This is a genomic window from Streptomyces achromogenes subsp. achromogenes, assembly GCF_000720835.1.
Taxonomy (GTDB): Bacteria; Actinomycetota; Actinomycetes; order Streptomycetales; family Streptomycetaceae; genus Streptomyces; species Streptomyces achromogenes.
Window position 1 is genome coordinate 108941 of sequence record NZ_JODT01000023.1, and the last position, 25602, is coordinate 134542.

A 25602-nucleotide genomic window follows, 5' to 3' on the forward strand; every position below is an offset into this window, starting at 1 on the left:
GGGCACGATGAGGACATGACCTCGCCGCTGCCCCGCTCCGCCGACCCCTCTCTCCTCGATCTCGCGCCCGTCCTGCCCGTGGTGGTGCTCGCCGACGCCGCCGACGCCGTACCGCTCGCGCGGGCGCTGGTGGCCGGCGGGCTGCCCGCGATCGAGGTGACCCTGCGGACCCCGGCGGCGCTGGAGGGGATCCGCGCCATCGCCGGCGAGGTGCCCGAGGCGGTGGTCGGCGCGGGCACGGTGGTGACGGCGGAGCAGGTGGACGCGGTGACGGCGGCCGGGGCACGGTTCCTGGTCAGCCCCGGCTGGACGGAGTCGCTGCTGACGGCGATGCGCGCGTCCGGGGTGCCGTACCTGCCCGGGGTGTCGACCGCCTCCGAGGTGGTCGCGCTGCTGGAGCGCGGGGTGCGGGAGATGAAGTTCTTCCCGGCGCAGGCGGCGGGCGGTACGGCCTATCTGCGCTCGCTGGCCGGACCGTTGCCGCAGGCCCGGTTCTGCCCGACCGGCGGCATCGGGCCGGCGACCGCGCCGGAGTACCTGTCCCTGCCCAACGTCGGCTGCGTCGGCGGCAGCTGGATGGTCCCGGCGGACGCGGTGGCCGCCCGCGACTGGGGCCGGATCGAGGAGCTGGCGCGGGCGGCGGCCGGGCTCAGGGGCGCAGGTGGGACGTGTCGTTGAAGAGCCGGACGCTGGCGTTGCCGTCCGCGTAGTACGCCACCGCCGACAGCGAGGCCGCCGACAGCTCCATCCGGAACAGCGACTCGGGCGGGGCGCCGAGGGCGAGGCGGATCAGCGTCTTGATCGGGGTGACGTGGGTGACCAGCAAGGCCGTGCGGCCCCGGTACGCCGCGACCAGCTTCTCCCGGGTGGCGGCCAGCCGTACGGCGGTCTCGGCGAAGCTCTCGCCGCCGCCGGTGGGGTGGGCCTCCGGGTCGGCGAGCCAGGCGTTCAGGTCGTCCGGGTAGCGCTCGCGGACCTCGCCGAAGGTCAGGCCCTCCCAGGCGCCGAAGTCCGTCTCGCGCAGGCCGTCCTCGATCGTGACGTCCAGGTTCAGCCGGGCGGCGACGATGCCGGCGGTCTCGCGGGTACGGGCCAGGGGGGAGGCCACGATCGCCTGGATCGTGCCGCGCCTGGCCAGGGCGTCCGCGACGCGGTGCGCCTGCTCGCGGCCGGCGGCGGAGAGGGCGGGGTCGGTGCCGCCGCTGCCGGAGAAGCGCTTCTGGGGGGTCAGCGGGGTCTCGCCGTGGCGCAGCAGCACGAGGGTGGCCGGGGCACCGAGGTCGGGCGCGGCGCTCCAGCCGGGCGCCGAGGGGGCCGAGGAAGCCGAGGGGTGTGCCTGACCGCCGCCCACCGTCCGCGGCCCGGCGTCCGCCGCAGCCGCCGGGACGGCCTCTGGCGCGGCCGTACGAGCACCTGCGGCCACGGCCGTACCGCTGCCGCCCGCCACGGATTCGGACGCCGGCTCGGCCGTGCGGCCGGCCGTCGGCGCGGCGGACACGGCGGACGGTGGGGCGTCGGCGGGTGTCGCCTCGGTCGTGCGGTCGGCTCCCGCTCGGGCGGCGGCCGGCGTCGCCTCCGCCTCAGTCGCCAGGTCGGCGCGGGAGAGGGACGGGGACCACTGTTCGCCCTTCGCCCCCGCGTCCATCGCCTCGTTGGCCAGGCGGTCCGCCTGCTTGTTCCGCTCGCGCGGGATCCACTCGTACGTCACCTGGTCCGGCGGGAAGACCGAGCGCGCCTCCATGGCCAGGGGCTTCATGTCGGGATGCTTGATCTTCCAGCGGCCCGACATCTGCTCCACGACGAGCTTGGAGTCCATGCGGACCCGTACCCGCGCGCCGGGGTCGAGGGCGTGCGCGGCGCGCAGGCCGGCCAGGAGGCCGCGGTACTCGGCGACGTTGTTCGTGGCGGTGCCGAGGTACTCGGCCGCCTCGGTCAGCGTCTCCCCCGTCGCCGCGTCGAGCACCACGGCTCCGTAGCCCGCGGGCCCGGGGTTGCCCCGTGACCCGCCGTCGGCCTCGACGATGAACTCCCGCACGCCCGCGCCCCGGATTCCTCAGATGCCGGACTCGGCCGTACGCACCAGGATGCGCCCGCAGTTCTCGCAGCGGACCACCTTGTCCCGGGCCGCCGAGCGGATCTCGTTCAGCTCGGTGATGGCCAGCTCCTGCCGGCAGCCCTGGCAGGTCCGGGCGTACAGCTTGGCCGCGCCGATACCGCCCTGCTGGCCGCGCAGCTTGTCGTACAGCTTCAGCAGGTCCTCGGGCACGGACGCGGCGACGACCTCGCGCTCCTTGGTCACCGAGGCGACCTCGCCGTCGATCTCCTCGAACGCCGCGTCCCGGCGCCCGGTGGCGTCGTCGATCTTCGCCTGCACGGAGGCGACCCGCTCGGTCAGCTCGTTCACCCGCTCCTGCGCGGCCTCACGGCGCTCCATGACCTCCAGGACCACCTCCTCCAGGTCGCCCTGCCGCTTGGCGAGGGAGACGATCTCGTGCTGGAGGTTGGACAGGTCCTTCGGCGAGGTGACCGCGCCGGAGTCCAGCCGCTGCTGGTCGCGGGCGGCGCGCTGGCGCACCTGGTCGACGTCCTGCTCGGCCTTGGTCTGCTCGCGGGCGCAGTCGCTCTCCTCGGTCTGCGCGGCCACGAGCAGGTCGCGCAGCTGCGTGAGGTCCTTCGTCAGCGAGTCGATCTCGGCGTGCTCGGGCAGCGACTTCCGCTTGTGCGCGAGCTGCTGGAGGCGGACGTCGAGGGCCTGGACGTCGAGGAGTCGGATCTGGTCGGCGGGCGCGGCGTTCAGTTGGGGGCTCCCATGGGCTAGAGGTTCGTGATGGACGCCGCGTGGGCGGTCCAGGGGTCGGTGACCGTCTTGGAGACGTGGACCCGCAGGTCCCAGCCGTTGCGGTCGGAGATCTCGTCGAGCTGGCTCGCGGCCAGCTCGCACCAGGGCCACTCGGTGGCCCAGTGCGCCGCGTCGAGCAGCGCGAGGGGACTCGTGGCCACCGCCTCGGAGGCCGGGTGGTGGCGCAGGTCCGCGGTCAGGAAGGCGTCGACGCCGGCCGCGCGGACCTGGTCGAAGAGGCTGTCGCCGGAGCCGCCGCTGACGGCGACCGTGCGGACGACGGCCTCGGGGTCGCCGGCCACCCGGATGCCCTGCGCGGTGGCGGGCAGCCGCTCGGCGGCGCGGGCGGCCAGTTCCCGGACGGTGAGCGGGTGGTCCAGCTCGCAGACCCGGCCGAGGCCCCGGCGCCCGTGCGGGTCGGTGGGGTCCGGCACGAGGGGGCCCACGACCCGCAGGTCCAGGGCGCCGGCGAGGGCGTCGGAGACACCCGGGTCGGCGGTGTCGGCGTTGGTGTGGGCGACGTGCAGCGCGATGTCGTTCTTGATCAGTGTGTGCACGACCCGGCCCTTGAAGTGCGTGGCCGCGACCGTGGTCGTCCCCCGCAGATAGAGCGGGTGGTGGGTGACCAGCAGGTCGGCGCCGAGCTGCACCGCCTCGTCGACGATCTCCTGGACGGGGTCGACGGCGAACAGCACCCGGGTGACCTCCTGGCCGGGGTCGCCCACCACCGTGCCGACCGCGTCCCAGGACTCGGCCCGCTCGGCGGGCCACAGGTTCTCCAGCGCGGCGATGACTTCAGACAGACGGGGCACGGGCCAAGGCTACCTGGCTGTTCGGCGGGGGTGTACCGCATGCGTCCGGTCCGGCCCGGCTCAGCACACCCGTCCCGGTTGCCTCGGGTGAATCGCTTCTGCGCCACCCGTATGTGTGAAGCGGGCCTCGGCGCCTGTGCGCGCCGGTGCGGGCCGAAACTAGCGTCGTCGCCGGAGGTGACCGAACGATGACGGTCTGTGCCATCGAACCCCCGTCCGCGAGCGGGGCCGTCGGCGTGCCGGAGGCGGGGTGCGTGATCACGGCGGACGGCTCGTACGCGGCCCGGCTCGCGCCCGCCGGTGACTGCTGGTTCGCGGAGCGCTGGACCCTGGACGGCCCGGAGCCCTACGCGGTACCGCTGCCCGGCAACCAGCCCGAGGAGCCCGGCACCGGGGTGCAGCCGATGGGCGACGGCCGGGTGCTGGTCCACCGGCCGTCGGCTTCGCGGCACCTGTTCTCGCTGCTGTACCCGACCGGGCCCGGCACCGGCGAACTGCCGCTGGGCACGGTGGAGTGCTCCGAGCCCGGCACCCGGCTCGTCCTGCTGCCGCCCGCCCCGGGGGGCGCCCGGGCGTACGCCCTTGCCAGCGGGCCGCGCTCCAGCTCGGTGTGGCTGGTGGCGGGCGGGGCGTCCGGCCCCGAGCGGCTGGCCGAGGTGCCGGGACGCTGCTCGGGCGGGGTCTGGCTGGACGGCACCGGGCGGCTGCTGGCGCTCGACCGGGAGCTGGGCGGGCGCACCAAGACGGTCACGGTGGACCTGGAGCGGGCCGTGGTCTCGCCGCTGCTGCAGATCGCGGACGACAGCGACGACCGGCTGGTGCTCGCCGACCCCGACAGCGGGCTGCTGCTGATCTCCTCCGACGCGCCCTCCCCCGGGCAGGAACGATTGGGCTGGGGGGTGCTGGGCAGCACCCTGCCGGTGCGGTTCCCGGAGTGCCTGCGGCTGCCGGACTGCGTGGTGACGCCGTTCGCGATCCAGCCCGGGCAGGTGCTGACGCCGGAGAACTGCGCGGTGGGTCTGCGCGTCGACGGCGCGTTCGGCACCTGGGTGGGCACTTGGCGGCCCGCCGAACGCCGGGTCCGGCACCTCCCGGCGCCCGAGGGCTGGCTGGCCGGGGCCGGGGTGTGGACTCCGGAGGGGGTCCTACGACTGCCGTACGCGACCCGGGCGACCCCGTGCGGGGTGTCCCACCTGACGGCCACGGCCGCACGAGGGAACGCGGGGGCGGCGGAACCGGGCCGGCCCGGAGGCGAGACGGAACCGGCCCAGACCGGAGGCGAGGCGGAATGGGGCCGGACCGGAGGGGTGCCGGAACCGGGCCGGACGGGAGGGGCGGCGTCCGCCCGGCCGGCCGCCCCGTCCGAGCCCCGGCCTCCCGCCCCGCCGGGAAGCGAGGCCCCCGCGCCCTCGGTGGCCCGGTCCGCCGGGTCGGCGCCGGCGCGGCCCGTGCCCTTGCAGCAGGCCCCTCTGGGGCGTCTTGTAACGAACTAGTGCCGGTTGGCGTGTGCGCCTGGATTCGGCCCGTGGTGCGCCGGTTACACTCCCCGGCTGTACCGAAGATCATGTTGACGGGGTGAATACGTCCGATGAGCGACACCAGCACGACCGAACAGCTGTCTGCCGGCTCTTCCACGACCGCGGGCCACGGCCGGCACCGGGGTCCGGTCGCGGCCCAGGAGAGGGAGACCGCTCCGCACGGCCGGCACCGCAAGCCGGTCCAGGAAACGGCCGAGGCGGCAGCAGCCTGACGGCAGTGAGGCAGTGAAGAGGAGGGGGCGTCCGACCGGGCGCCCCCTTTTTCCGGGTCCGGGCGCGCGGTCGGATGACGTTGGCCGTGACGCCGTACTTGGCGAGGGCCAGGGCGAGGGCGGTGGACGTGGTCAGGCCGACGATCCTGCCCTTGGCCGCCGGGTCGTCGGGCCGGCCGGCGGATCCGGCCAGGAACGCCTCCGAGGAGGTGTTCACGATCCGCCCGTACACCGGCTGCCCGGCCGCCCTGGACCGCTGCCGCCCGTGCGCGGCGTCACTGGCTGCTCAAGCGTGCGGAAACGACGGTTTCCGACGGCTTCCCCGGGAGTGACACCGCTCAGGAGTGCTCCACGAGCGTGTCGGCGAGCACCGGCGCGTCGTCCCGGTCCACGGCGCCGGCCTCCACCCGCACCCGCCCCTCCTCGCGCCACATGCGGATGCGCAGGGTCTCGCCCGGGAACACGACCCCGGCGAACCGGCTGTGGTAGCCGCGCACCCGGGTCACGTCCCCGTCGAGCAGCGTGTCCACGACCGCCTTGAGCGTCATGCCGTAGGTGCACAGCCCGTGCAGGATGGGCCGGTCGAACCCGGCGCGCTTGGCGAAGTCGGGGTCGGCGTGCAGCGGGTTCCAGTCGCCGCTGAGGCGGTAGAGCAGGGCCTGGTCCTCGCGGATGGGGCGCTCGACGGTCCGGTCGGGGGCGCCGGCGGGCGGGCCGAGCCGGCCGGAGGGGCCCCGGTCGCCGCCCCAGCCGCCCTCACCCCGGACGAAGATCCGGGCGTCGCCGGTCCATAGCGGGCCGTCGGCGTCGGCGACCTCGGTGCGCATGACCAGGACGGCGGCCGTGCCCTTGTCGTACACGGCGGCGATCCGGCCGGTGGCGGTGGCGGTGCCCCGGACCGGGACGGGACGGTGGACCTCGATGCTCTGCCCGCCGTGCAGCACGCGTGCCAGGTCGACGTCGATCCCCGGCATGGACAGCCCGCTGATCACTCCGGGTGGGCCGTTGCCCGCGACGGTGGCGAAGCTCGGCAGGACGTGCAGCCGGGACTCCAGGGTGTAGCGCAGCTCGTCGGGGTCGGTGGCGGGGCGCCCGGCGCCGATGCCGAGGTGGTAGAGCTGTACGTCCTTGTGGTCCCAGGTGATCTCGCCGGTCCGGGGTGCGGCCGCGAGGGCCTGCGCTGCGTCGATGGCCATGGGGCTCCTGAAGCGGGGGCGGGGGTGGGGTGGGGTGGGGGTGGCGGTGGGGAAGGTCGTGGCGGTGGTGGAGGTCGTGGCGGAAGACCCCGGCACGGACGTCCGCACCGTCGGCCGCACCGGGGCCGCCGCGAGCCGGTCTAGAACGCGTTCCAGTCCGGCGCCCTCTGTATAGCCGAGGGCTCCACCGCTGGGAAGGCTCCTGGCGTGGCGTCAGCCAGGCCCGCCGGACCGTGACTTTTGTACCGCTCGTTTCCGTACAACCGCATCTGCCGCGACCGCTGTCCGGTTCCTTACGTTTGCTACGTACGCTGTGCGTCCTGACGCCGTAGGGCGAGGACCATTCGACCGGGGGGACACGGAGATGACGGGGTGGCGCGGACCGCGGGACCGGCGGGCGGCCCGGCAGGAGGCGATGGAACGGTGGCGGGCGCGGCGTGAGTGCGCCCGGACCGCGCGACGGCCCCGGCGGGACGGCGGGAAGTCCGGCGACGTCCATCCGGGCCCGCCGCCCACCGGTTTCGCCCTGCTGCCCTGGCTGCTGCTGGGCATGGGCGCCTTCTCCAATGTGATCCAGGGCGACACACCGAACCCCTGGATCGGCGCCCTGGGCCTGCTGGCCTTCAACTCGCTCTACGTCCATGTCACCTTCCGTGCCTTCGACCGGGCCAAGCGGGAGTCGGTGTCCACCCGGGTGGCCCTGGGACTGCTCGGCCTGCTCACCACCGGGCTCGCCCTCGGCTACGGCGGCAACTGGCTGATGTTCTTCCCGCTGCTGGGCCTGGCCACCGGCGCCACCCTGCGCGGGCCGTGGCTGGGCCGGATCGGGCTGCTGCTCACGCTGTACGCGGGGGCGATCTCCTGGCTGCGGGCCGGGTGGGACGAAGGCACCGGCATCGCCTACGCCACGTTCCTGTCCAGCATGGTGACCGCCGCGATCCTCGGCCTGTCCGAGGCGGTGCGGGAACTGCGGGCCGCCCGCGAGGAACTGGCCCGGCGCGCGGTGGAGAAGGAGCGGCTGCGCTTCTCCCGTGATCTGCACGATCTGCTCGGTCACACCCTTTCCGTGGTCGTGGTGAAGTCGGAGGCGGCCCGCCGGCTGGCCGCCCGCGACCTGGACGCGGCGCTGACGCAGATCGCGGACATCGAGTCGGTGGGCCGGCAGGCGCTCACCGAGATCCGTGAGGCGGTGACCGGCTACCGCGAGGGCAGCCTCGCCACCGAGCTGACCCGGGCCCGGTCGGCCCTGTCCGCGGCGAGCGTACGGCCGGTGGTCCGCCAGTCCGGCACACCGCTCACCCCGGAGACCGAGGCACTGCTCGGCTGGGTGGTCCGCGAGGCGGTCACCAACGTCGTCCGCCACAGCGACGCCACCCGCTGCGAGATCACCGTGGAGTCGGCCGCCGAGCGCGTGCGGCTGACGGTGACGGACAACGGCACGAGCGCCCCCGGCGGCGGGGACGGGGACGGGGACGCCCTCGGCGATGGGGATGCGGACGCGGTCACGAGCGAGCGCGTGAGCTTCTCCGGAGGCAAGCGTGAGGACGCCGCCGGCGGTGAGCGCGTGGATGTCTTCGGCAGTGACGGCATGAGCTTCTCCAAGAGCGACGGCAGGGACGCCTTCCGCGGTGAGGGTGTGGGCGCCGCCGAAGGGGGGCGCAGGGTCGTAGGTGGTACCGGGCTGAAGGGGCTGACCGAGCGTCTCGCGGCGGCGGGTGGTTCCCTGACGGCCGGTCCCTCGCCCCGCGGCGGCTTCACGGTCACGGCCGTCCTCCCCGTCGGCGCCGACGAGTTGACACTCACGGGGTGACGCCCGGCCCCGGTGGGGCGAGCCCCGTCCGCACCGGCCTCACTCTCACCCGTCGTCGCTTACGGGATGACGTCCCGGGCCGAGACGAGGCAAGGCGGGCCCGCGCCCCGTCCCTGCCCGCCGTACTCTGGCCCCATGAGTCACACGCCCGGGAAGCAGCGCTCGGCCGCCCCCATCCGGGTGTTGCTCGCCGAGGATCAGGGGATGATGCGCGGCGCGCTCGCCCTGTTGCTCGGGATGGAGGAGGACATCGAGGTCGTGGCCTCGCGCACCAGGCCCAAGTCGTCCTTCGGCGCCAGGAACTCCCTGAGCCTTCTGCGGTGTTTTCGCGCATGGCCGTCGATCATCCCGCGCCGTACATACGCCTCCGGGTCATCGGCCGAGCCGACCCTGCACCAGGCCGTATAGACCCGTCACCACCGCCGCGCCGCCCGGTCCGAGCCGGCGCGCAGAGTAGAACGTGTTCCACCGACGGACCGCGCTTGACGAGGGGTCAGAAACCCATGGAACGGTCAAGATTTCATTAGGGGCCCGAAGCAACGGAATAGTTGCCTGTGCATACGAGGTTTACCTGGCACTTATGACACGTGGAAGGCCTCACTCCATGACAGACACGACGACCGACCAGCCCACCCGGAAAGCGGGCGGCGCGGTGGTCCCGGTGCTCGCGTTCGCGGGCATCGTCGTCGCGGTGATGCAGACGCTGCTCGTGCCGGTCATCAAGGACCTGCCGCAGCTGCTGGACACCGCTCCCAGCAACGCCACCTGGGTCCTCACCTCCACGCTGCTGTCCGGCGCCGTGGCCACCCCGATCATGGGCCGGCTCGGCGACCTCTACGGCAAGCGCCGGATGCTCGTCCTGAGCCTGGCCGTGATGGTGATCGGCGCCCTGGTCAGCGCGTTCACCAGCGAGCTGATCACCATGATCGTCGGCCGTACCCTCCAGGGCTTCGCCATGGGCGCGATCCCGCTGGGCATCGGCCTGATGCGGGACATGCTGCCGCGCGAGCGGCTCGGCTCGGCGATGGCCCTGATGAGCTCCTCGATCGGCGTCGGCGGCGGCCTCGCGCTGCCCGCCGCGGCCCTGGTCGCCCAGCACACCGACTGGCACGCGCTGTTCTACGGTGCCGCCGGCCTCGGCGCGCTCGCCATCGTGCTCACCTTCCTGGCCGTACCCGAGTCCCCGATGCGCGCGCAGGGCTCCTTCGACCTGGCCGGCGCGCTGGGTCTGTCCACCGGTCTGGTGCTGCTCCTGCTGCCCATCACCAAGGGCAGCGACTGGGGCTGGTCCTCGGGCACGACGCTGGGCCTGTTCGCCGCGGCCGTCGTCGTCCTGCTGCTGTGGGGCCTGTACGAGCTGCGCGTCCAGGCGCCGCTGGTCGACCTGCGCACCACCGCCCGTCCGGCGGTGCTGTTCACCAACCTCGCGTCGATCATGGTCGGCGTCGCGTTCTACGTCGTCTCGCTGGTCCTGCCCCAGCTGCTCCAGCTGCCCACCGCGACCGGGTACGGCCTCGGCCAGTCGATGGTCGTCGCGGGCCTGTGCGTGGCCCCGCTGGGCCTGACGATGATGTTCACCGCTCCGGTGTACGCGCGGCTGTCCGCCCGCTACGGCCCCAAGGTCACCCTGATCATCGGCCTGCTGATCATCGCGGTCGGCTACGGTGGCGGGCTCGGCCTGATGGACGCGGCCTGGCAGACGATCGTCACGTCCGTGATCCTCGGCGCGGGCATCGGCCTCGCCTACTCCTCGCTGCCCGCGCTGATCGTCGGCGCCGTCCCGGCGTCCGAGACCGGTGCGGCCAACGGGCTGAACACGCTGATGCGGTCCATCGGTACGTCGGTGTCGAGTGCCGTCATCGGCATGGTGCTGGCCAACACCGCGAACAACGTCGGCGGGGTCGCGATACCCACCATGCACGGTTTCCGGGTGTCCTTCCTGATCGCCACGGCGGCGGTGGCCGTCGGTCTGCTGCTGGCGCTCTTCCTGCCGAAGAGCCCGCGGCCGGCGCAGCTGCACACGCAGCTGCGGGCCAGCAGCGAGGAGGACGCCTCGCTGGAGCGGGCCGAGGAGGCGCTGCGGGGCTTCCGGGGCCGGGTGCTGGGCGCCGACGGCGCGCCGGTGGCCCGGGCGAAGGTCACGCTGATCGACCGCCGGGGGCGGCAGGCGGGGGCGACCGTCTCCGACGAGGAGGGGCGGTACGCACTGGCCGTGCCGGCGCGGGGACCGTACGTCCTCGCCGCGAAGGCCGCCGGGCATGGGCCGCTCGCCTCGTCCGCGACGCATCCCGGGGAGGAGCGGGCCGTCGACCTGGACCTGTCGCTGCCCGGGGAGACCGTGAGCGCCTGAATGCTCAAGGGGCTGCGCGGTCGGCGGCCGCGGGTTCGTGGCGGCCGGCCGCGCGTTCCTCCGCGGGGCCGGCCGCTGTGCGTACGTAGAGCCCGGTGGCTTCTGCCTGCTCCCGGCCGCGGGCCCGTCGTGGCTTGGCGCGCAGTTCCCCGCGCCTCTTGGACGCCGGTGGTCCCGCCCGTCCACGGCTGCCGGTCCCTCGTGGCTGAGCGCGCGGTTCCCCGTGCCCCCTTACGGGGCGGTCAGCGCACCCCCTGTCCCCCGCGCGGCCGAGTGTGCGGCAGCATAAGCGGGGTTCGGACAGTCGTACGGTCGAGAGGAACCCATGGCCACCGCCACCCCCCAGCCCGAGATCCTGGCCGCGTTCGAGGCGGCCAAGGGGTTCATGCCCGAGGACGAGGGGCTCGCCCTGTACGCGGCGGCGGTGGAGGCGGGGCGGCTCGGGCTGCCGCTGCTGGAGGTCGGGACCTACTGCGGGCGCTCCACGATCCTGCTCGCCGACGCGGCCCGGCGGGCCGGGGTCACCGCGCTGACCGTCGACCACCACCGGGGCAGCGAGGAGCAGCAGCCCGGCTGGGACTACCACGACCCGGAGACCGTCGACCCCGAGATCGGGCTGATGGACACGCTGCCGCTGTTCCGCCGCACCCTGCACCGCGCGGGGCTGGAGGAGCACGTCGTCGCCCTCGTCGGCCGCTCCCCGCAGATCGCGGCGTTCTGGAACTCCCCGCTCGGCCTCGTGTTCATCGACGGCGGCCACACGGACGAACACGCCGGCGCCGACTACGAGGGCTGGGCGCCGCACGTCGCCGAGGGCGGCCTGCTGGTCATCCACGACGTCTTCCCGCACCCGAAGGACGAGTTCACGGGCCAGGCACCCTACCGGGTGTACCTGCGAGCCCTGGATTCCGGGGCGTTCACCGAGGTCAGCGCGGCCGGCTCGCTGCGCGTGCTGCGGCGGGCCGGGGCGGGAGCCTGAGGCCCCGGTTAGAGTCGCAGACGTGTCGTACACAGGCCCGGAATTCGAATCCCCGCAGCCCCGCCGGTTCCGGCGCGGCCCGCTGACCGTGGCGCTCGCCGCGCTGGTGCCCGGCGCCCTGCTCGGCTGGGGGGCGTACGAGGCGCTGGGCGACGGGGCTTCGGACAGTGCCGCGCGCCCCGCCTCCCGAACGGCCTCCGCCGCTTCCGCCCCGGCGGCCTCCCGGGGCGACGACGGCAAGGTGTCCGGCTCGCCCTCCGCGTCCTCCGGCGGCTCCGGCGCGCTCCAGGGGAAGGTCGTCGTCATCGACCCCGGGCACAACCCGGGCAACTTCCGGCACACGGCGGAGATCAACCGCCAGGTGGACATCGGCACGAACTCCAAGGAGTGCGACACCACCGGTACGTCCACCAACGACGGTTATACGGAGGCGTCTTTCTCGCTCGACCTGGCGCACCGGCTGCGGGACCTGCTGGAGCGGGAGGGCGCCACGGTGAAGCTGACCCACGACGGCGACAGCCCGCCCTGGGGGCCGTGCGTGGACGAGCGGGCCCGGTTCGGCAACGCCGCGCACGCGGACGCGGCGATCTCGCTGCACGCCGACGGCTCCGCCGCCGGCGACCGCGGCTTCCACGTCATCCTGCCGGGGTCCGTGCACGCCGGTGCGGCGGACACCCGTCCCATCGTCGGCCCCTCGCACGAGCTGGGGGTGCGGCTCGCGGACACCTTCCACCGCGCGACCGGCGAGCCGCCCGCCAACTACATCGGCGGCGGCACCGGTCTGGTCACGCGGACGGATCTGGGTGGTCTCAATCTGTCAACGGTTCCCAAAGTGTTCATCGAGTGCGGCAACATGCGCGATAACACGGACGCGGCCCTGCTGACCAGCGGTAGCTGGCGGCAGCGGGCGGCGCAAGGGATCTCTGAGGGAATCGTGAGTTTCCTGCGCGATTCGTGACCGTCGGCCATAACCGGCCGGACAGCCCGATCTTGCGGACTGTAGTGTCTACCGACGACGAGACGACCTACGAAGGACCTGAAGTGAATATCCGCTCCCTCACTAGAGGCGACGGCGTGGTGATCGGAGCAGCGGTGGTGCTGTTCATCGCCTCGTTCCTCGACAACTACTCGTACGACGGGCTGCCCGACAGCGTCGACCTGCCGAACCTCTGGGAGAGCGGACCGGTCCTGCTCGGCGTCGTGCTGGCGGGCATCATCGGCGCGGCGCTCATCGTCGTGAGCCGGGGCCTGCCGCAGCCCCGCAAGATCGCGGGTCTCGAACTCGGCGCGTTCGGCGTGGCGTTCGCGGTCTTCGCCGCCTGGAGCGCGCTGGGCAACATCATCGACCCCATCGGCGGTCTGGACAACATCGGCGAGGGCTCCGACCGGTCCCCCGACGCCGGCATGGGGCTGATCCTGGCCCTGATCGCCACCCTGGTGATGGCCGCCGCCGCCATCGCCACCCCGCTCGTCCCCGCCCTCCAGGCGTCCCTGGTCCCGGCCCCGAAGCCGCCGGCCCCGCAGCCCTACGGCGCCCAGCCGCCCGGTGGTTACGGCTACCCGGGCGCCCAGCCGCAGCAGCCGTACGCTGCCCAGCCGCAGCCGGGCCAGCCGTACGGGCAGCAGCCGCAGCCGGCCGCGCAGGGCGCTCCGGCCGCGCAGCCGCCGGCCGCGGACTTCTCGCCGTTCTGGTTCGCCGTGCCGGTGACCCGTCCGCTGTTCGCGGAGGACGGTTCGGGCGGCCAGATCGCCGAACTGGCGCCGGGTACCTGGTACCTGGCCGTCGAGCAGCGCGGTGCCGCGCTGGTCGCGCAGACCCAGGACGGCCGTCGCGGTGTGCTCCAGGACACCTCCGGCATCCAGCGCGGCTGAGCCCGAGCCCGCAGCACAGCGGCCCCTCGCCCTTCCGGGCGGGGGGCCGCTGTCGTGCAGTCGCCTCCCCGCTGACATCTGACGATGCGCCAGGAGGCGGTTCCCGGGTCGGGGCGGGCGGGCCCGGTGACGGACCTGCCGGCCCTGTCCCCGGACCCGCACACCCTACGGGTGCCGGCCGAGTTGAGCGGCTAGCCCTTCGTCAGCTCCGCGGCCGTCGGCACCTGTTCCTTCACCGGTGCGCCGGCGCTGCGGCCCGCGTCCTTGATCTGGCCGATGATGTCGTCGAACGCGCCGGCCGCGCCGTCGTCACCCTTGCGGAGCTTGCCCGCCAGGCCCTTCAGGGATTCGATGCCGGCGCCGAGCGGGGCGAGGGCCTTGGAGAGCGTCGGGTCGCCCTGGGCGTTGCGCTGGGCCGCCTTGAGCCGGTTGTAGGCGAAGAGGCCGGCGGCGCCCGCCTTGATCAGGGCCAGCCTGCGGCCCTTGGTCCCCTTCTTGAACTTGCCGGCCTTCCAGGGCTTCACGATCCACTGGTAGGTCGCGCCGGCGGCGAGGGCCGCGTTCGCCACGAACCGGGTCTTGGCGAACTTCTGGTGTTCGGCGGACGTGCTGGGGCTGGGGCTGTCGGCGGCGGGCACGGCCTGGGCCGCCGCCGAGGTGTTCTTCGTGCTGCTCTGTCCGCCGCTCCCGCAGGCGGTGGCACCGGCCACCAGGGCGCAGCACAGGGTGAGCGCCACGAACAGGCGTCGTATCGGTACGGGCACGGGGTCCTCCCGACGTGTCCTCCCCGAGCGGTCTGGTTCCTCCGGCAGGTTCGCCCGGCGCGGGCGGGTGCGCCACTCGGGGGACGCCGTCCGGGTCGTGCCGGGGGCGTCTCAGGGACGCGTCGGGGGCTTCTCCGGGGTTACAGGATGCGCGGTGCGGCAATCCGGAGAGTATGTCCACTCGATATCGCAACGGTGCGAACCCGGCCGGACGGGTCGTGGCGATCGTCGCCGACGTCGCGGCGCTGATCCTCGGCCTGTGGATCCTGATGTACCTGCTGGAGGCGAACCGGGCCAACGACCTGGTCCGCTTCGTGCACGACGCGGCCTCCTGGCTGGCGGGGTGGTCGTACGACCTGTTCACCTTCGACGAGGCCTGGGCCCGCGTGGTCGCCGGGTACGGCCTGGCCGCCGTGGTCTATCTGTTCGCCGGCCACGCGATAGCCCGCCGAATACACCGGCACTGAGCGGTGCGCCCAGTGCCGGTGCGGGTGCGGGTGCCTGTGCGGATGCCGGTGGCGGTGCGGGCTCCGGTCAGGTGCAGCAGTCCGGGTCCAGGCCGGCCGGCAGGTGCTCGCCGCCGAAGACCGCGCAGGTGGCCTCGTGGCCGCCCAGCGCGGCCACGGCCAGCAGCAGCGAGCCCGCCGTCCAGGTGGTCAGCTCACGGGGCCAGATCGCGTCGTCCTCGAAGACGTAACCCGTCCAGTACAGGCCGGTCGCGGGGTCGCGCAGGTGCTGGATGGACTGGAGGATCTCCAGGGCCCGGTCGGACTCGCCGACCGCCCACAGGGCCAGCGCGAGTTCGCTGGACTCGCCGCCGGTCACCCAGGGGTTGGGGACGACGCAGCGCACGCCGAGGCCGGGTACGACGAACCGGTCCCAGCCCGCCTCGATCCGGGCCTTGGCCTCCGCTCCGGTCAGGGCGCCGCCGAGGACCGGGTAGTACCAGTCCATCGAGTAGCGGTCCTTGTCCAGGAAGCGCTCGGGGTGCCGGCGGATCGCGTGCCGCAGCGCCCCGGCGGCCAGCTCCCAGTCCGGCTGCGGTTCCTCGCGCTGCTCGGCGATGGCGAGCGCGCAGCGCAGCGCGTGGTGGACGGAGGAGCTGCCGGTGAGCAGGGCGTCGGCGGTGGGCGTGCCGTCGTCCTCGCGCCGCCAGCCGATCTGTCCGCCGGGCTGCTGGAGCCGCAGCACCCACTCGACGGCCGCGTAGACGGCCGGCCACATCCGGTCCAGGAAGGTGTCGTCGCCCGTGGAGAGGTAGTGGTGCCAGACGCCGACGGCTATGTAGGCGACGAAGTTGGACTCGCGGGCCCGGTCGGTGACGTCGTCGTGGGCGCCGTCGGCGTAGGCGGCGTACCAGGAGCCGTCCTCGTTCTGGTGCCGGGCCAGCCAGGTGTAGGCGCGCTCGGCGGCCTCGTGTTCGCCGGCCGCGTCCAGGGCCATGGCGGCCTCGGTGTGGTCCCAGGGGTCGAGGTGGTGTCCGCGGAACCACGGGATGGCGCCGTCCTCCCGCTGTCCGGCGAGGATGCCGGCGACGGTCGCGGCGGCCTGCTCGGCGGTGAGGACCCCGGGCAGGACGAGGTGTTCTGTCCGGGGGGTGGTCACCTGGCGGCCGCCTCTGCGCCGAGCGAGGGGAGGTGCGGCTTGGTCGCGTAGACCACGAAGCTCTTGCCGATCAGCGGGTTGAGCGCCTGTTCGGCGAGCCGGGTGGCGAGCGGCTTCTTCATGATGTCCCAGACCAGCAGCTTGTGGTACGCGCGCACCGGCAGCGCCTTGTCGTTGTCGACGCCGAAGGCGCACTTCAGCCACCAGTAGGGGGCGTGCAGGGCGTGGGCGTGGTGGCTGCCGTAGGGCTTCAGGCCCGCCTCGCGGAGCTTGCCGGTCAGCTCGTCGGCCTTGTAGATGCGGATGTGGCCGCCCTCGACCTCGTGGTAGGCGTCGGACAGGGCCCAACAGACCTTCTCGGGGCCGTAGCGGGGCACGGTGACGGCGATCCGGCCGCCGGGCTTGAGTACCCGGACCATCTCGGCGAGCACGCCCTTGTCGTCGGGGATGTGCTCCATCACCTCGGAGATGATGACGACGTCGAAGGACTCGTCGGGGAACGGCAGGGCGAGGGCGTCGCCCTCCATGGCGGTGGCGGTGGCGCCCTCGGGGGCCTCGCCGGCCTCCTTCATCGCCGCGAACCACTTGGCGACCTCGCGGATCTCCTCGGCGTTGCGGTCCAGGGCCACGACCCGGGCGCCGCGCCGGTAGCACTCGAAGGCGTGCCGGCCGGCCCCGCAGCCGAGGTCCAGGACGCGGTCGCCCGGGGCGAGCGGGAACCGGGAGAAGTCGACGGTCAGCACGTGGCCCTGCTTTCGGAGGAGACGCTGGTGTCACTCGTCGAGGTCGCGGACGCGGCGCTGGGCGGGGCCGCGACGCTCGCCGGGGCCGCGGAGCGGCCGGGAACGGGGGCCGCGGTGGGGGTGCCCCCGCACGGGCCGGTTCGAGCCTGGGGGCGGGCCGGGACCGCCGGGCGGGCGGGGCCGCCCGCGCGAGCGGCACGGGCGATGGCCTCGCGGTAGTGGGCCACGGTGCCCTCGGCGGCGCGGGCCCAGGTGAAGTTCGCCAGCACCCGTTCGCGGCCCGCCGCGCCGAGCCGGGCCCGCAGCCCGGGGTCGCCGAGCAGCCGGTTCAGCGCGGCGGCCAGCGCGTCCGCGTCGCCGGGCGCCACGGCCAGGCAGGTCTCGCCGTCGCGGCCGGCCACCTCGGGGATGGCGCCGCCGGTGGTGGCGACCAGCGGGGTGCCGGTGGCCATGGCCTCGGCGGCGGGCAGCGAGAAGCCTTCGTAGAGGGAGGGCACGCAGGCCACCTCGGCGGAGCGGATGAGGTCGACCAGCTCGGCGTCGGAGATGCCCTTGACGAAGTCGACGGCGCCTTGGAGGCCGTAGCGCTCGATCGCCTGGGCGACCGGGCCCTCGGCGGGGCGCTTGCCGACGACGACGAGGTGGGCGGCGGGGTGCTCGGCGCGCACCTTGGCGAGCGCCTCCACGAGGAACACCAGCCCCTTGAGCGGCACATCGGCGCTGGAGGTGGTGACGATCCGGCCCGGCACCTCGGCGACGGCGGGATTCGGCGCGAACAGGTCGGTGTCGGCGCCGATGTGGACGACGTGGACCCGGTCGCGGCGGACCCCGAGGTGGTCCACGATCTCCTGGCGGGAGCTGCCGGAGACGGTGAGGACGGAGGGCAGCCGGCGGGCGACGCGCTTCTGCATCCGGGTGAAGGCGTACCAGCGGCGCACCGAGTAGCGGCGCTGCCAGGTCTCGGCCGCGTCCAGCTCCAGTTGCCGGTCGACGGTGATGGGGTGGTGGATGGTGGTGACCAGGGGGGCGCCGATGTCGCCGAGCAGGCCGTAGCCGAGGGTCTGGTTGTCGTGGACGACGTCGAACTCGCCGCGCCGGGCGCGCAGGTGGTGGCGGGCGCGCAGTGAGAAGGTCAGCGGTTCGGGGAAGCCGCCGGTCCACATGGTGGCGACTTCGAGGGCGTCGATCCAGTCGCGGTACTCGTCGCGCTTCGGGGTGCGGAAGGGGTCGGGCTGGCGGTACAGGTCGAGGCTGGGCAGCTCGGTGAGGGTGAGGTTCGGGTAGCCCTCGTCCAGCACGGGGTACGGCTGGGAGCCGATGACCTCCACACGGTGCCCGAGGCGGGCCAGTTCACGGGAGAGGTGCCGTACATAGACGCCCTGGCCCCCGCAGAACGGGTTCCCCTTGTAGGTGAGGAGCGCGATGTCGAGCGGTCGCCCCCCGTCGGCAGCGGGTCCCTGGTCGGCTCCCGCTTCCCGGGCCTCAGCGGTCACTCCGTGCCCCCTTCTGCCTGCACTGTCCCGCGAGACTACGACGGGACGCTAATCTAGAACAAGTTTCAGACTTGATCGTTCAAGAGGCTCCGAATCTACCGGCAGGTAGGGGCGCTGTGAGCAGTGGATCGGGTGATTCGCGCCACGGCGCGCGGCCCTGCCCCGCCGGGCGGTCACGAGCCCTACAGACCCCCTCACCGACTGTCACGGAACGGGACCCATGCCTGCGGAAGCCAGCACCTCGCGCCCGGCCGCGCCACCCCTCACCGCACGGCAGGAGGCCCGCCGCCGCAGGATCCTGCACGCCAGCGCGCAGCTCGCCGGCCGGGGCGGGTTCGACGCCGTGCAGATGCGCGAGGTGGCGGAGTCCTCGCAGGTGGCGCTGGGCACGCTGTACCGGTACTTCCCGTCAAAGGTGCATCTGCTGGTCGCCACCATGCAGGACCAGTTGGAGCGCATGCACGGCACGCTGCGCAAGAAGCCCCCGGCGGGCGCGACGGCCGCCGAGCGGGTCGCGGAGACCCTGATGCGGGCCTTCCGCGCGCTCCAGCGCGAGCCGCACCTGGCCGACGCGATGGTCCGCGCGCTCACCTTCGCCGACCGCAGCGTCTCACCGGAGGTCGACCAGGTCTCCCGGCAGACGACCGCGATCATCCTGGACGCGATGGGCCTGGCGGATCCCACCCCCGAGCAGCTGTCCGCGGTCCGGGTCATCGAGCACACCTGGCACTCGGCGCTGATCACCTGGCTGTCCGGCCGCGCCTCGATCGCCCAGGTGAGGATCGACATCGAGACGGTGTGCCGGCTGATCGACCTGACGGACCCGGCCGCCGCGCGCCCCTGACGACGATGGCGGCACCGGAGGGGCACGGAAAGACCTAGGACACGAAAAAGCCCCGGGGTGCGAGAAAGCCCCAGGGCACGAGAAAGACCTACGAAGCGGGTTCCCTTCGCCGGTATGGCCCGGATCAGGTAATAGGGGTCGTCGTCCGGCGTCGCCGCCTTCCGACCTCTCAGCCCTACCGTCGCTGTCGGCCCGGGCGGATGCTCTTCGCGTCTCGCCTGAGTCGGCTACTCCGGTCGGACTCCCTCACTCGCCTCGTAGGCTGATATCAGGATATAGCGGATAGCCCTGACGGAACCGCCCAATACCCACCAATTGCCAACACGTCCCGCTCCGGCGCCGCCAGGAAGACCCGCAGCTCGAAGCCGTCGGCCGGCTCGACGCCGTAGCCGTGCCCGGAGCACAGGCCGCCGGAGCAAGGCCGGCCGGAGCACAGGCCGGCCGGCTCGTCCCTGTCGGCGGCAGCGCGGCTCAGCCGGCGCCGACCGCCTTGCGGGTGATGTACTTCGTGCCGGTGAGGACCATCCGCTTGAACGCCACCGCGGTGAACCCCTTGAGGTGGCTGTCCTTGAGGCTGTCGTCGGGGTGGGTGAACTGGGCCACCGCGTCCTTGCGGCCGAGGCTGACGCAGCGGGCCACGTAACGCAGGTCGTACGGCTCCGGCTCGCGCCCCTCGGCGAGGCGGGCCAGGGCGTCGACGGCGGCCTGGGCCTGCGGGGCGGCGGTCTGGCAGCCGAACCGGGCGCCGGCCACGCCCGCGCAGTCGCCCACGGCGAAGATCCGCGGGTCGGTGACGCTGCGCAGGTACGCGTCCACGACGGCCCGGCCGTCCGCGTCGACCTCCAGTCCGCTGCGCGCGGCGAGGTCGGGCACGCCCGCCACGATCCCCCACAGGGTCAGGTCGGAGTCCAGCTCCCGCCCCGACCGCAGCCGCACCACGCCCTCGGCGGCCTCCGCCACCCCGTCCTCCACGATCTCCACCCGGAACCGGTCCAGTGCCGCGAGGGCCCGCTGCCGCGCGCCGCCGGACAGGCAGTCGGCGACCGCCGGCGCGACGAGCCGGACCCGCAAGTCGGGCCGGGCCTCGGCCACCTCGGTCGCGGTCTCCAGGCCCGTCGCCCCACCGCCGACGACCGTCACGACGCTCCCGGCGGGCAGGGCGGCCAGCTCCGCGCGCGCCTGCCGCGCGCCCTCCCAGGTGCCGACCGGCACCGTGCCCGGCAGGGCCCGGACGGTGCTGCCGACGGCCAGGATGAGGTGGTCGAAGGCGAGGCTCTCGCCGTCGTCCAGGACCACGGTGCCGTCGCCGATCTTCTCCACGGTCCCGACCCGCACGGCGATGCCGGGCCGCAGCATCGCGGTGAGCGGCGTCGCCGCCGTGGCGGTCCCGGCGACCTGCTGGTGCAGCCGGATGCGCTCGACGAACTCGGGGCGTGCGTTGACCACCGTGACCTCGGCGCCCTTCACCTTCTTGGCCACCCGGTTCGCCGCGAACGTGCCCGCGTACCCGGCACCCACCACCACTACCTTCATCTCGGCCTCCCATCGGAGCAGTTGGTCACTCCCGAGACGAGGCGGGCCGGTTCCCCGTGACATGGCGCCCGTGTGAGCCGCGCCACAGGCCGGCGCTTCCCCGGTCCTCCCTGCCCTCCGGCGGAAACCGAACCCGCCCTGCCCCTCCGCCGGGCACCCTTCGGCCGCCGACGGCAGCTGTCGTGCCGGCGGTCGCCCATGGCTCAGGCCCCCGCCGGCAGGTGGATCGTCTTGTGCTCCGGGCAGGCGCCGTAGCCCTCGGGGCCGAACGCCCGCCCGAGGCCGGAGGTCTGGTAGCCGCCGAACGGGCCGAGCATGTCCGGGCTGAAGGTGTGGACGGAGTAGGTGCCGGTGCGGGTCCGCCGGGCGATGTCGGGCCGTGCTCGATGCCGGCCGTCCACACGCTGCCGGACCGGCCGTACTCGGAGGCGTCGGCGATCCGCACGGCCTCCCGTTCGTCGCCGTAGGGCAGCAGGCAGACCACCGGGCCGAAGATCTCCTCGCGGGCGGCGCGCAGGGAGTTGTCGACGTCGCCGAAGAGGATGGGCTGCACGTACGTCCTAGGAGGCCACCCGCGCGGCCGCCCCCGCGCTCTCCACGTCCAGGGCGACCACGACGTCGGGGCCGTCCGGCCGGCCGCGCTCGGCGATCGCCGCGCCGATCAGGGCCAGTTCGGCGGCCCGGTCGCGCAGGACGTACTGTTCACGGCTCTCCTCCCGGCCGTCCACCCGGCCGCCGGGCTCCTCGCGCCGCCAGGCGGCCACCGCCGCGTCGGCCACGGCCTTCGGCAGCCGTACCTCGATCCGGGCGGCCTGGTCGCGCACGCACACGCCGACCGCCTCCAGCACCTTCGCGTCCTCGCGGTACCGCGTGTATTCCTCTTCGCTGTCCATACCGCGAGGCTAGCCAAGACCACCGGTCACCAGCCGGCAGCACCAGTCACCGGCCGGCGAGCACCAGTCGATCGGACAGGGGGCGGAGGACCGGATGGCGGAGAGCACGGAGTGGAACCGCCCCCGGGAGGACATCCCCTACGGGTCCCGGGACATCGCGGTGTCCGAGGCCGAGTCCCCTCTGCGCCGCCCGGTGATGCCGGGCCGGGCGGAGCCGGTACCGGGCAGCGAGCCGGTGGCGTACGTGGCGGTGTGACGGACGGCGGGTGTCAGGCCGGGGCACTCAGGTCCCGTGCGCCGGAGCCTCCCCCATCCCCAAAGCCTTCCCGCGCGCCGGAGCCTCCCCCATCCCCAAAGCCTTCCCGCGCACCGGAGCCTCCCCGGCCCCGGAGCCCTCCCCGGCAAGGGCCTGCCGGTAGAACCTCTCTATCGCCGCCTCGTGGTTGCGCAGCGCGTGCGAGACGTTCTCCAGTTCGCTGTCGGGGGCGCAGGGGAGCACGGAGAACTCGGCCTCGGAGTGCGGGTGTTCGGGGTCGTCGGGCGCGTGCAGCGCCGCCTCGGCGAACCGGAGGTCCACCGCGCCCGCGATGCCCCGCGCGACCGGCTCCGGATAGCCCGCGTCCGTCGCCGCGGACCGTACCCGCTCCCGCCGGGACGCGCTCAGGTACGGCCCCAGTTTCAGCAGGCCGTCGTTGATGGCGGCCCGGCGCAGCTCCAGGCGCAGGGCGGCGCCGCTGACCCGGCCGGTGGCGGGCGCGGCGGGCGGGGTGATGGCCAGCATGGCCTGCCACAGCGGCTTCAGCCGGCGGTGTTCGCGGACCAGGCGCCGCCGCTCCGCCAGCACCGGACCGGCCTGGCCGACGATGAAGGCGACCGCCACCAGGGCCGCCTCGGCGATGGCGAACGGCGGTGCCGCGTAGGTCGACAGCCAGTCCCAGTCCCGGCCGCTCCACCGGCCGGCTACGGCCGCGAACTTGGCGACGTCGAAGAGGAGCCCGAGGGCGTAGGCCTCCTGGAGGAAGATCACCGCGCGGCGCAGCCAGGTGTCGGCGACCTCCCGGTACCAGGCCCGCAGCAGTCCGGCGGCGACCAGCGCGGACGCCGTGTGGGCGACGACGTAGAGCAGGATGAACTCGCGCATCCACGGCGTGCGGGCGTAGTAGGTGTCGAGGTCGCGCAGCCGTTCCACGCGGTGGTCGGCGAGCAGGAACGTCACGCACAGCCCGGCGATGACGGCGGCGTACGCCAGCCCGACCTGGCGGGTGCGCCGGCGGCGGGCGGCGGAGGGTGGTTCCCGCCAGGTGATGATGAGCCACAGGCAGGCCCCGCAGTAGGCGGTGGCCAGCGAACACACCCACAGGGCCGCGAAGTTGGGGACCCCGGTGAGGACGTTGATGCGGTGCAGGTTGGCCGGCGGCAGCGAGACGAAGACGAGCGTGCCGATGCCGAGCAGCACGGCGGTGGCCCGCAGGATCGGGTCCTGCCAGGCGCGCCGCAGCAGCGGCAGTTTGATCACGAAGGCGACGGCGAACAGGACGGCCGGGACGGCGTAGGAGACCCAGGAACCGGAGATGTCCCAGCGCATCAGGGGCCGCCTATGTTGCCCAGCGAGGAGGACAGCCGGTCGGTGAGGGTGTCCTGGGTCATCCGGCCGGCCGCGCCCGGCCCGACGACCTTGGAGAACTTCGCGGCGAGGCGCAGCCCCCACTCCTCGGCCTCCCACTCGGCCTCGGCGGCCTCGGCGGCGGGCGACCGGGTGGCCATGGCGACCACCCGGTCCCAGGGGATGTCGTCCTCGGCGCGGGCCAGCAGCCGGCGGGCGGCGGCGGGCAGCCCGGGGGCGTAGTGCACGTCGAGGGTGCCGTAGTGGATGTGGCCGATCTCGTGCCCGGCGATGACGAACTTGTGCGGGTCGGGGGCGCGTTGCTCGACCACGACGATGTAGTCCTCCTCACGGGCCAGGGTGATTCCGGAGATGTCCAGGCCCGACGGGAAGGCGACGAACCGCAGCTTGACCGGGCGGTCCAGGTGGGGGCTGAGGGTGGTGCACAGCGCGTGCAGGAACGCCTCGGGGGTGGTCGGCGGGGTGAGGGTGCGGACCGTCTCGCGCACGAGCCGGTCCAGGAAGCGCTTCGGGGAGGCGAAGGGCCGCAGGACCGTCGCCGACCGGGAAGTCCGCTTGGGCCTCGGGGTCTTGGCGGACTGTTCAGGCACGCCCGGTGTCCCCCGCCTTCTCCGAGGCGATGATCATCTCGGCCAGGTCGGCCAGGGTGGCGAGCTGCCGGGCGTTCATCTGCGGGGCCCGGGCGGCGAGCCGGATCAGGCCGCTCTCGCGCAGCCTCAGCAGCGGGTCGGCCTCGGCCTCCAGGCTCTGCAGCACCGGTTGCAGTGCCTCGAACAGCGCCTCCGGTTCGTCGGCGGTGAAGAAGCCGGCGGGCAGGCCGAAGAAGCGGCGCAGCCGGTCGGCGTGTTCCAGGCTGGGCATGCCGCTCTTGCGCCACTCGCTCAGCCACTGCCTGCTGGTCCCGGCGATCCGGGCCAGTTCGTCCAGGGAGTAACGCTTGCCGTCCGGGCGGCGCCGGGTCTCCCGGATGAAGTCCAGCCGCTGGCGCACCCGGTGGGCGAGGCAGGTCTCCCCGGCCCGGCCGCCGGAGAGGAGGTCCACGACGACGCCCACGGGGATGCCGGTGCGGTAGGAGAGGCCGGCCACGTCGAGGGCCTCCGGCAGCCGGCCGGGCCTGCCGGTCAGCTCGCCGAGCCGGTCCAGCACGTCGGCCAGCGCGGCATAGGCGTCACTCACCGAGTCCCCCCTGCGTGTCTTTCCGTTCGCCGGCTGGGCGCGAGGCTACTAGGTTGCCCCCGCGGCGACCAGGTCTGACAAGGCTCCCTGCGTAATTACGCAGCTATCGTTGACAGTTCAGGGCGCGGTGGGTGAGGATCACTGCACGGAGAGCAAGATCCGACCCGCCTCGGGTGCCGCCTATGGGGGAGCGGCACCCGGGGCGCTCCTGATCGCCTTCCCCCCGAGGAAGGTCCAGGCCCATGGCCCAGCCCGTCGTGCTCCTCGGGGCCGGCCGGGGGGAGATCTGCGGGGAGTTCCCGCTGGCCCGCGTCGCCGCGGCCCGCCCGGTCCTCCTGGTCGACCCGTCCCCGCCCGCCCGCTGGGCCCGCCCGTACGCGACCGCCCATGTGGCGGCGGACCCCGCCGACACGGAACGGACGGCCGGGGCGTTACGGAGACACTCCGTCGGGGGCGTCCTCGCCTGGTCGTCGGAGCACCTGCCCGCGGCCGCGCGTCTGGCCGCCCGGCTCGGCTTGCCGGGCCTGCCGTACGGGACGGCCGTGACGTGCGCCGATCCGGTGGCGTTACGGGCGCTGCTGGACCGGCACCGGGTGCCGACGGCGGACCCGGCGGACACCGAGGGGGAACCGGTGTCGGCCGAGGCCGTCGTCCTGGACGACGAGGTGCGCATCGTCGCGCTCACCCGTACGACCCCGGGCCCGCCGCCCGCCCGCCGCCCGCTGCGGCACGGCGTCCACGCCCACGACGTCCTGCTGCACAACCGCTTCCTGCGCCAGTGCGTGGAGCGGGCCGTGTGCGCCCTGCGGCTCACCCACACCGTCGCGCACGTCACGCTGCGGCTGACCGACCGCGGCCCCCGCGTCCTTGGCGTGGCCCCGTACCCGCCCGGCGATCTGATCCCGCTGCTGGTGGAGCGGGCCACCGGTGTCGACCTGGCCGGGGCCGCCGCGACCCTGGCCACCGGCGGGCTCCCGGACGTCACGCCGACCCGGCAGGGGGCCGCCGCCGTCCAGTTCGCCTATCCGACCGTGACCGGCCGTCTCACCCACCTTTGCCTGGACCCCGCCGCCGCGCACGAGCCGTCCGCCGAGCGCATGGTCCTCACCCGCCGCCCCGGCGACCCGGTGACGGCGGCCCCCCACGCCGGGATCGCCGACCGCCTGGCCCACTGGGTGGCCACGGCCGACACCCCGGCCGAGTGCGAACAGACCCTGCGCCTCATGTCCCGCCACCTCACCGCCACGGTCCACCCGGCGCCGCACAGCCACGCGGCCTAGCCGCCCACCGGGAAGGCGGTCAGACACCGAGTACGCGCG

25 protein-coding genes and 4 pseudogenes are annotated in these 25602 nt (G+C 74.0%); 13 read left to right on the forward strand and 16 right to left on the reverse strand.

All coding sequences use genetic code 11. The annotated features are described in order from the left end of the window. Positions 1–15: 15 nt before the first annotated feature. Entirely contained in the window at positions 16–678 is a 663-nt protein-coding gene (gene eda / locus IH25_RS0123985) for a bifunctional 4-hydroxy-2-oxoglutarate aldolase/2-dehydro-3-deoxy-phosphogluconate aldolase (RefSeq protein ID WP_030614193.1), read from the forward strand. Here eda and IH25_RS0123990 read toward each other — a convergent pair. The 3 genes from IH25_RS0123990 to IH25_RS0124005 are packed head-to-tail and all read right to left on the reverse strand — an operon-like array spanning position 650 to position 3651. Next, positions 650–2035 carry a bifunctional RNase H/acid phosphatase gene (locus IH25_RS0123990; protein ID WP_030614196.1) on the reverse strand — a complete coding sequence of 462 codons (1386 nt, stop codon included), beginning with the start codon at positions 2033–2035 and terminating at the stop codon, positions 650–652. The two genes, eda and IH25_RS0123990, sit on opposite strands and share 29 nt — an antisense overlap. An 18-nt stretch (positions 2036–2053) precedes the next feature. Next, on the reverse strand, positions 2054–2797 hold the full coding sequence (locus IH25_RS0123995; RefSeq protein WP_078844386.1) for a zinc ribbon domain-containing protein: 744 nt from the start codon (positions 2795–2797) through the stop codon (positions 2054–2056). A gap of 17 nt (positions 2798–2814) precedes the next feature. After that, the gene (locus IH25_RS0124005) at positions 2815–3651 is read right to left on the reverse strand and encodes a Nif3-like dinuclear metal center hexameric protein (protein ID WP_030614202.1); all 837 of its coding nucleotides are present in this window, start codon (positions 3649–3651) and stop codon (positions 2815–2817) included. A 188-nt stretch (positions 3652–3839) separates the two neighbouring features. Between IH25_RS0124005 and IH25_RS0124010 the strand changes: the two genes are divergently transcribed. Both IH25_RS0124010 and IH25_RS41720 read left to right on the forward strand, forming a co-directional pair. Continuing rightward, positions 3840–5144 (forward strand): hypothetical protein, encoded by a 1305-nt coding sequence (locus IH25_RS0124010; protein ID WP_030614205.1) that lies wholly within the window; start codon positions 3840–3842, stop codon positions 5142–5144. A 95-nt stretch (positions 5145–5239) separates the two neighbouring features. Further along, positions 5240–5401 carry a hypothetical protein gene (locus IH25_RS41720; RefSeq protein ID WP_167346042.1) on the forward strand — a complete coding sequence of 54 codons (162 nt, stop codon included), beginning with the start codon at positions 5240–5242 and terminating at the stop codon, positions 5399–5401. A 52-nt stretch (positions 5402–5453) separates the two neighbouring features. Here the strand turns inward: IH25_RS41720 and IH25_RS42445 are convergent. Both IH25_RS42445 and IH25_RS0124025 read right to left on the reverse strand, forming a co-directional pair. Next, positions 5454–5675: pseudogene (locus IH25_RS42445) on the reverse strand (short chain dehydrogenase); the annotation flags it as partial. Between the two features lie 64 nt (positions 5676–5739). Continuing rightward, positions 5740–6597, reverse strand: coding sequence for a MaoC/PaaZ C-terminal domain-containing protein (locus tag IH25_RS0124025; RefSeq protein ID WP_030614211.1), 858 nt, complete (start codon positions 6595–6597; stop codon positions 5740–5742). A gap of 364 nt (positions 6598–6961) precedes the next feature. On the opposite strand from IH25_RS0124025, the gene IH25_RS37775 reads away from it, so the two are divergent. Both IH25_RS37775 and IH25_RS39730 read left to right on the forward strand, forming a co-directional pair. Further along, positions 6962–8407, forward strand: coding sequence for a sensor histidine kinase (locus IH25_RS37775; RefSeq protein ID WP_051754096.1), 1446 nt, complete (start codon positions 6962–6964; stop codon positions 8405–8407). A 135-nt stretch (positions 8408–8542) separates the two neighbouring features. Then, positions 8543–8671: pseudogene (locus IH25_RS39730) on the forward strand (DNA-binding response regulator); the annotation flags it as partial. Here IH25_RS39730 and IH25_RS42450 read toward each other — a convergent pair. Then, a pseudogene (locus IH25_RS42450) lies at positions 8671–8820 on the reverse strand (SigE family RNA polymerase sigma factor); the annotation flags it as partial. The pseudogenes IH25_RS39730 and IH25_RS42450 sit on opposite strands and share 1 nt — an antisense overlap. Positions 8821–9011: 191 nt before the next feature. Here IH25_RS42450 and IH25_RS0124040 point away from each other — a divergent pair. From IH25_RS0124040 to IH25_RS0124055, 4 genes are all read left to right on the forward strand, one after another. Beyond that, positions 9012–10757 (forward strand): MFS transporter, encoded by a 1746-nt coding sequence (locus tag IH25_RS0124040; RefSeq protein ID WP_030614220.1) that lies wholly within the window; start codon positions 9012–9014, stop codon positions 10755–10757. Between the two features lie 325 nt (positions 10758–11082). Further along, positions 11083–11736 carry a class I SAM-dependent methyltransferase gene (locus tag IH25_RS0124045; protein ID WP_030614222.1) on the forward strand — a complete coding sequence of 218 codons (654 nt, stop codon included), beginning with the start codon at positions 11083–11085 and terminating at the stop codon, positions 11734–11736. Positions 11737–11758: 22 nt separating this feature from the next. Then, entirely contained in the window at positions 11759–12694 is a 936-nt protein-coding gene (locus tag IH25_RS0124050) for an N-acetylmuramoyl-L-alanine amidase (RefSeq protein WP_030614226.1), read from the forward strand. An 83-nt stretch (positions 12695–12777) separates the two neighbouring features. Further along, positions 12778–13608 carry a DUF5336 domain-containing protein gene (locus IH25_RS0124055; protein WP_078844384.1) on the forward strand — a complete coding sequence of 277 codons (831 nt, stop codon included), beginning with the start codon at positions 12778–12780 and terminating at the stop codon, positions 13606–13608. Positions 13609–13799: 191 nt separating this feature from the next. Here the strand turns inward: IH25_RS0124055 and IH25_RS0124060 are convergent, their stop codons facing one another. Further along, the gene (locus tag IH25_RS0124060; RefSeq protein ID WP_030614232.1) at positions 13800–14372 is read right to left on the reverse strand and encodes a hypothetical protein; all 573 of its coding nucleotides are present in this window, start codon (positions 14370–14372) and stop codon (positions 13800–13802) included. A 173-nt stretch (positions 14373–14545) separates the two neighbouring features. Between IH25_RS0124060 and IH25_RS0124065 the strand changes: the two genes are divergently transcribed. Continuing rightward, complete coding sequence (locus IH25_RS0124065) at positions 14546–14839, forward strand: hypothetical protein (RefSeq protein WP_030614235.1); 294 nt, start codon at positions 14546–14548, stop codon at positions 14837–14839. Positions 14840–14906: 67 nt separating this feature from the next. Here IH25_RS0124065 and IH25_RS0124070 read toward each other — a convergent pair whose 3' ends face one another. Genes IH25_RS0124070 through IH25_RS0124080 form a run of 3 tightly spaced genes read right to left on the reverse strand, consistent with a single transcriptional unit; the run spans position 14907 to position 18213 of the window. After that, positions 14907–15977, reverse strand: a complete 1071-nt coding sequence (locus IH25_RS0124070; RefSeq protein WP_030614239.1) for a prenyltransferase/squalene oxidase repeat-containing protein — start codon at positions 15975–15977, stop codon at positions 14907–14909. Next, positions 15974–16720, reverse strand: a complete 747-nt coding sequence (locus IH25_RS0124075; RefSeq protein WP_030614242.1) for a class I SAM-dependent methyltransferase — start codon at positions 16718–16720, stop codon at positions 15974–15976. Before IH25_RS0124075 ends, IH25_RS0124070 begins: the two co-directional genes overlap by 4 nt. Continuing rightward, positions 16714–18213: a glycosyltransferase family 4 protein gene (locus IH25_RS0124080; protein WP_030614246.1), complete on the reverse strand. Its 1500-nt coding sequence runs from the start codon at positions 18211–18213 to the stop codon at positions 16714–16716. Before IH25_RS0124080 ends, IH25_RS0124075 begins: the two co-directional genes overlap by 7 nt. 220 nt (positions 18214–18433) lie before the next feature. Between IH25_RS0124080 and IH25_RS0124085 the strand changes: the two genes are divergently transcribed. Beyond that, the gene (locus IH25_RS0124085) at positions 18434–19057 is read left to right on the forward strand and encodes a TetR family transcriptional regulator (protein WP_030614250.1); all 624 of its coding nucleotides are present in this window, start codon (positions 18434–18436) and stop codon (positions 19055–19057) included. A gap of 471 nt (positions 19058–19528) precedes the next feature. Here the strand turns inward: IH25_RS0124085 and IH25_RS0124090 are convergent, their stop codons facing one another. The 3 genes and pseudogenes from IH25_RS0124090 to IH25_RS0124100 form a co-directional block, all read right to left on the reverse strand. After that, on the reverse strand, positions 19529–20590 hold the full coding sequence (locus tag IH25_RS0124090) for an NAD(P)/FAD-dependent oxidoreductase (RefSeq protein WP_030614254.1): 1062 nt from the start codon (positions 20588–20590) through the stop codon (positions 19529–19531). A gap of 203 nt (positions 20591–20793) precedes the next feature. Beyond that, a pseudogene (locus IH25_RS39740) lies at positions 20794–21176 on the reverse strand (aldehyde dehydrogenase family protein); the annotation flags it as partial. Beyond that, on the reverse strand, positions 21151–21483 hold the full coding sequence (locus IH25_RS0124100) for a hypothetical protein (protein WP_030614260.1): 333 nt from the start codon (positions 21481–21483) through the stop codon (positions 21151–21153). The gene IH25_RS0124100 and the pseudogene IH25_RS39740, both read right to left, overlap by 26 nt. Before the next feature lie 94 nt (positions 21484–21577). Here IH25_RS0124100 and IH25_RS40790 point away from each other — a divergent pair, with 94 nt between their 5' ends. Further along, positions 21578–21739, forward strand: a complete 162-nt coding sequence (locus tag IH25_RS40790) for a hypothetical protein (protein WP_394298446.1) — start codon at positions 21578–21580, stop codon at positions 21737–21739. Between the two features lie 27 nt (positions 21740–21766). On the opposite strand, the gene IH25_RS0124110 is transcribed toward IH25_RS40790, so the two are convergent. Genes IH25_RS0124110 through IH25_RS0124120 form a run of 3 tightly spaced genes read right to left on the reverse strand, consistent with a single transcriptional unit; the run spans position 21767 to position 24283 of the window. Next, a complete protein-coding gene (locus tag IH25_RS0124110) occupies positions 21767–23068 on the reverse strand; it encodes an MAB_1171c family putative transporter (protein WP_245172867.1) in 1302 nt (433 codons plus the stop codon). Continuing rightward, entirely contained in the window at positions 23068–23697 is a 630-nt protein-coding gene (locus IH25_RS0124115) for a M48 family metalloprotease (protein WP_245172868.1), read from the reverse strand. The genes IH25_RS0124110 and IH25_RS0124115 overlap by 1 nt, the downstream gene beginning before the upstream one ends. Then, entirely contained in the window at positions 23690–24283 is a 594-nt protein-coding gene (locus IH25_RS0124120) for a helix-turn-helix domain-containing protein (RefSeq protein ID WP_030614266.1), read from the reverse strand. The genes IH25_RS0124115 and IH25_RS0124120 overlap by 8 nt, the downstream gene beginning before the upstream one ends. A gap of 242 nt (positions 24284–24525) precedes the next feature. Between IH25_RS0124120 and IH25_RS0124125 the strand changes: the two genes are divergently transcribed. Then, positions 24526–25563 (forward strand): ATP-grasp domain-containing protein, encoded by a 1038-nt coding sequence (locus IH25_RS0124125; protein ID WP_030614268.1) that lies wholly within the window; start codon positions 24526–24528, stop codon positions 25561–25563. Positions 25564–25602: the final 39 nt, after the last annotated feature.

Excerpts from the sequence above, each read along its gene's own strand:
- IH25_RS0124065 (WP_030614235.1), top strand. The coding sequence starts at position 14,546 with ATGTCCACTCGATATCGCAACGGTGCGAACCCGGCCGGACGGGTCGTG.
- IH25_RS0124045 (WP_030614222.1), top strand. The coding sequence starts at position 11,083 with ATGGCCACCGCCACCCCCCAGCCCGAGATCCTGGCCGCGTTCGAGGCG.
- IH25_RS0124025 (WP_030614211.1), bottom strand. The coding sequence starts at position 6,597 with ATGGCCATCGACGCAGCGCAGGCCCTCGCGGCCGCACCCCGGACCGGC.
- IH25_RS0124100 (WP_030614260.1), bottom strand. The coding sequence starts at position 21,483 with ATGGACAGCGAAGAGGAATACACGCGGTACCGCGAGGACGCGAAGGTG.
- IH25_RS0124040 (WP_030614220.1), top strand. The coding sequence starts at position 9,012 with ATGACAGACACGACGACCGACCAGCCCACCCGGAAAGCGGGCGGCGCG.
- IH25_RS0124125 (WP_030614268.1), top strand. The coding sequence starts at position 24,526 with ATGGCCCAGCCCGTCGTGCTCCTCGGGGCCGGCCGGGGGGAGATCTGC.
- IH25_RS0124110 (WP_245172867.1), bottom strand. The coding sequence starts at position 23,068 with ATGCGCTGGGACATCTCCGGTTCCTGGGTCTCCTACGCCGTCCCGGCC.
- IH25_RS37775 (WP_051754096.1), top strand. The coding sequence starts at position 6,962 with ATGACGGGGTGGCGCGGACCGCGGGACCGGCGGGCGGCCCGGCAGGAG.
- IH25_RS40790 (WP_394298446.1), top strand. The coding sequence starts at position 21,578 with ATGGCGGAGAGCACGGAGTGGAACCGCCCCCGGGAGGACATCCCCTAC.
- IH25_RS41720 (WP_167346042.1), top strand. The coding sequence starts at position 5,240 with ATGAGCGACACCAGCACGACCGAACAGCTGTCTGCCGGCTCTTCCACG.
- IH25_RS0124085 (WP_030614250.1), top strand. The coding sequence starts at position 18,434 with ATGCCTGCGGAAGCCAGCACCTCGCGCCCGGCCGCGCCACCCCTCACC.
- IH25_RS0124090 (WP_030614254.1), bottom strand. The coding sequence starts at position 20,590 with ATGAAGGTAGTGGTGGTGGGTGCCGGGTACGCGGGCACGTTCGCGGCG.
- eda (WP_030614193.1), top strand. The coding sequence starts at position 16 with ATGACCTCGCCGCTGCCCCGCTCCGCCGACCCCTCTCTCCTCGATCTC.
- IH25_RS0124010 (WP_030614205.1), top strand. The coding sequence starts at position 3,840 with ATGACGGTCTGTGCCATCGAACCCCCGTCCGCGAGCGGGGCCGTCGGC.